Below are 3,222 nucleotides of genomic sequence, written 5' to 3'. Positions count from 1 at the left end.
CGGGGTCGCCTGCGGGGTCGCCGGCGCGGCGCTCGCGTCGCGTGGGTCGCAGCTGGAGCTCGCCGGTGACGAGGCGCTGCTCGATCTCGTCGGCGAGCTTCGGCATGTCGGGCTCGGCGAACCCGAGCCGCTGCAGGACCTTGTCGATCAGCATGCCGATGACCACGCCGCCCACCACCCCCACGGCGATCGACACGAGCAGGTTCTCGAAGATCGACCCGGCCCAGATGCCCAGCGCGACGCCGTAGGTCGCCCAGATGGCGACGGCGACGGCGTCCACCGCCATGAACCACTTGCGCGGATAGTGCAGGGCGCCGGCGGTGATGTTGACCGCGACGCGGCCCATGGGGATGAAGCGCGCGGCAATGATGAACGTGGTGCCGCGCCTCTCGAGGGTGGTCTCCGCCCAGTCGAGCGTGGTGCGCACCCGCTTGCGCGCGAAGAACGGGTGCTTGCGCACGTCGAACTTGGATCCGATCCAGTAGGCGATCTGATCGCCGCACCACGCGCCCGTCACCGCGAAGAACCACGTGAGCCACACCCACGGCGTGCCGTTCTGCGCCCACGCCGTCGCCGTCGCGATCACCACGGATTCCGAGGGAACCAGGGGGAAGACGCCATCGATGAGTGACAGCGCGAAGACGCTCGGGTAGATCCACAGCGACTCGGTCAGGGTGAGGATCCACCCCTCGAGCCAGTCGATCCAATCGAACAGAGCGTGCCAGATCGCGTTCACGTTGATCAGTCTCTCAGGTGGGCCGTCGCCCGGCGATCGGGTGATCCCCCGAGAGGCGTCATCCGTGAGGACGATCAGAGGCGCAGGCGGTCCCGCACCACGGCGGCGAGCGCGTCGGCGTGACGGCGCGCGTCCTCGGCCGTCGCCGCCTCGACCATCACACGCACCAGCGGCTCGGTCCCGGACGGGCGCAGCAGCACGCGACCCGAGTCGCCCAGCTCGCGGCGGGCGGCGGAGACCGCCGCCTGCAGCTCGACGTCCGTGTGCACGCGGGAGCGATCGGCGTTGGTGACGTTGATGAGGACCTGCGGCAGCGTCTCGATGCCCGCGCACTGGGTGCGAAGCGGCCCCCGGCTCGCGATGCGGGCCGCCACGAGCAGCGCGGTGAGCACGCCGTCCCCGGTGGTGGCGTGCTCGGACATGATGACGTGGCCCGACTGCTCCCCGCCCAGCGTGTATCCACCCTCGCGCATGGCCTCGAGCACGTAGCGGTCACCCACGGCGGTCTCCACGATGTCGATGCCCTCGCGACGCATCGCCTGGTGCAGTCCCAGGTTGCTCATCACCGTCGCCACCAGCGTGGACCGGTAAAGCGTGCCGGCCTCGCGCATGGCGACGGCCAGAAGTCCCATGATCTGATCGCCGTCGACCACCGCGCCGGTGTGATCCACGGCGAGGCAGCGGTCGGCGTCGCCGTCGAAGGCGACCCCCAGGTCCGCGCCCAGCTCGACCACCGCCGCCTGAAGCGGCCCCAGGTGGGTGGATCCGACTCCGTCGTTGATGTTGAGGCCGTCGGGCGAGGCGTTGATGACGCTGACGCGCGCGCCGGCGGCGGTGAGGGCAGCCGGGCCCACGGCGCTCGCGGCGCCGTGCGCCGCATCGATCACCACGTGGACGCCGTCGAGGGGCGCGGGCGCGTCGACGAAGGCGCGGACGGCGGCCACCACGTGGGCGACGTAGTCGTCGGCGAGCGCGGCCGAGGGGACGATGCGCCCGACGCCGGAGCCCGTGGGCCGCTCCCAGGCCTCGCCCACCCGTGCCTCGATGGCCTCCTCGACCGAGTCGTCCAGCTTGTGGCCGCCGCGGGCGAAGAACTTGATGCCGTTGTCGGGCATGGGGTTGTGCGAGGCGGAGATGACCACGCCCAGGTCCGCACCCGTGGAGCCGGTGAGATACGCGATCGCGGGGGTGGGGACCACTCCCACGTCCAGGACGTCGACCCCCGCGGACGCGAGACCGGCCGCGACCGCCGCGCCCAGGAACTCGCCTGAGACGCGGGTGTCGCGGCCGATGACGGCTACGGGACGGTGACCGGAGAACTCGCCGCGTTCCGCGAGCACGTGAGCCGCCGCGACCGAGAGGTCGACGGCTACCTCAGCGGTGACATCGCGGTTCGCGAGGCCCCGGACACCGTCCGTGCCGAACAGACGCGCCATGCGCGTGAGGTCAGCGCTTCGAGTACTGGGGTGCGCGACGGGCCTTCTTGAGACCCGCCTTCTTGCGCTCCACGACGCGAGCGTCGCGGGTGAGGAAGCCGGCCTTCTTGAGCGCGGCGCGGTTGGTGTCCTCGTCGATCTCGTTGAGCGCGCGGGAGACGCCCAGACGCAGCGCGCCGGCCTGGCCCGAGGGGCCACCGCCGTGGATGCGCGCGTGGACGTCGAACTTGCCCTCGATGTCGAGCAGCGCGAACGGCGAGTTCACCAGCTGCTGGTGCACCTTGTTGGGGAAGTAGGTCTCGAGCTCACGGCCGTTGATGACCCACTTGCCGGTGCCGGGCACCAGGCGGACGCGGGCGACCGCCTCCTTGCGGCGGCCCAGGCCGGCGCCGGGGGCCACGTTCGACGTGCCCTTGCCACGCTCGACGGCGGTCTCGGAGGTGTACTCGGTGGGGGTGTCGTTGTCGACCTCGGTCGTCACTTCTGCCACTTTCATCAATCCTTATGCGTTCCGGCGCGCGCTACTGCGCGACCTGGGAGATCTCGAAGGCCTGCGGCTGCTGCGCGGCGTGGGGGTGCTCGGGGCCGGCGTAGACCTTGAGCTTGGTGAGCTGGGCGGCGCCGAGCTTGGTCCGGGGAAGCATGCCCTTCACCGCGTTCTCGATGACGCGGCGGGGGTTCTTCTCCAGGAGCTCGCCGATCGGGACGGCGGAGAGGCCACCCGGAAAGCCCGAGTGACGGTAGACCATCTTGTCGGTGAGCTTGGCGCCCGTGAGGGCCACCTTCTCTGCGTTGATGACGATGACGAAGTCGCCGGAGTCGACGTGGGGCGCAAACGTCGCCTTGTGCTTGCCGCGGAGCAGCGAAGCGGCCTGAGAGGCCAGACGACCGAGGACCACGTCAGTTGCGTCGATGACGTACCAGTTCTTGGTCACGTCACCCGGCTTGGGAGAGTACGTACGCACTGTAAGGCCTTGCTTTCTCGTTCTGGTGGACGGTGAGGAATCACCGTGAAGCATTTCGGTCGGCGGGTCCTGCGGAGGCGAGTGG

4 protein-coding genes are annotated in these 3,222 nt (G+C 70.2%); all 4 read right to left on the bottom strand.

Annotation, left to right across the window (positions count from 1 at the left end; translation table 11 throughout):
- Window positions 1-736: DedA family protein (locus Q0L54_RS07485; RefSeq protein ID WP_296666724.1), on the bottom strand; the 736-nt coding region annotated here is incomplete at its 3' end.
- 74 nt (window positions 737-810) lie between these two features.
- Window positions 811-2,172, bottom strand: a complete 1,362-nt coding sequence (glmM, locus tag Q0L54_RS07480) for a phosphoglucosamine mutase (RefSeq protein ID WP_296666722.1) — start codon at window positions 2,170-2,172, stop codon at window positions 811-813.
- Window positions 2,173-2,182: 10 nt separating this feature from the next.
- Entirely contained in the window at window positions 2,183-2,668 is a 486-nt protein-coding gene (gene rpsI / locus Q0L54_RS07475) for a 30S ribosomal protein S9 (RefSeq protein ID WP_296666720.1), read from the bottom strand.
- Window positions 2,669-2,693: 25 nt separating this feature from the next.
- Window positions 2,694-3,137 carry a 50S ribosomal protein L13 gene (gene rplM / locus Q0L54_RS07470; protein ID WP_296666718.1) on the bottom strand — a complete coding sequence of 148 codons (444 nt, stop codon included), beginning with the start codon at window positions 3,135-3,137 and terminating at the stop codon, window positions 2,694-2,696.
- Between the last annotated feature and the right edge of the window lie 85 nt (window positions 3,138-3,222).

The organism is Demequina sp., from assembly GCF_024642165.1.
GTDB lineage: Bacteria > Actinomycetota > Actinomycetes > Actinomycetales > Demequinaceae > Demequina.
The sequence above is the reverse complement of the archived record's forward strand: the minus strand, read 5'-3'. Positions and strand labels throughout refer to the sequence as shown.

Bases quoted from the DNA above. Each gene is read 5' to 3' on its own strand.
- glmM (WP_296666722.1), bottom strand. From the start codon at position 2,172: ATGGCGCGTCTGTTCGGCACGGACGGTGTCCGGGGCCTCGCGAACCGC.
- rpsI (WP_296666720.1), bottom strand. From the start codon at position 2,668: ATGAAAGTGGCAGAAGTGACGACCGAGGTCGACAACGACACCCCCACC.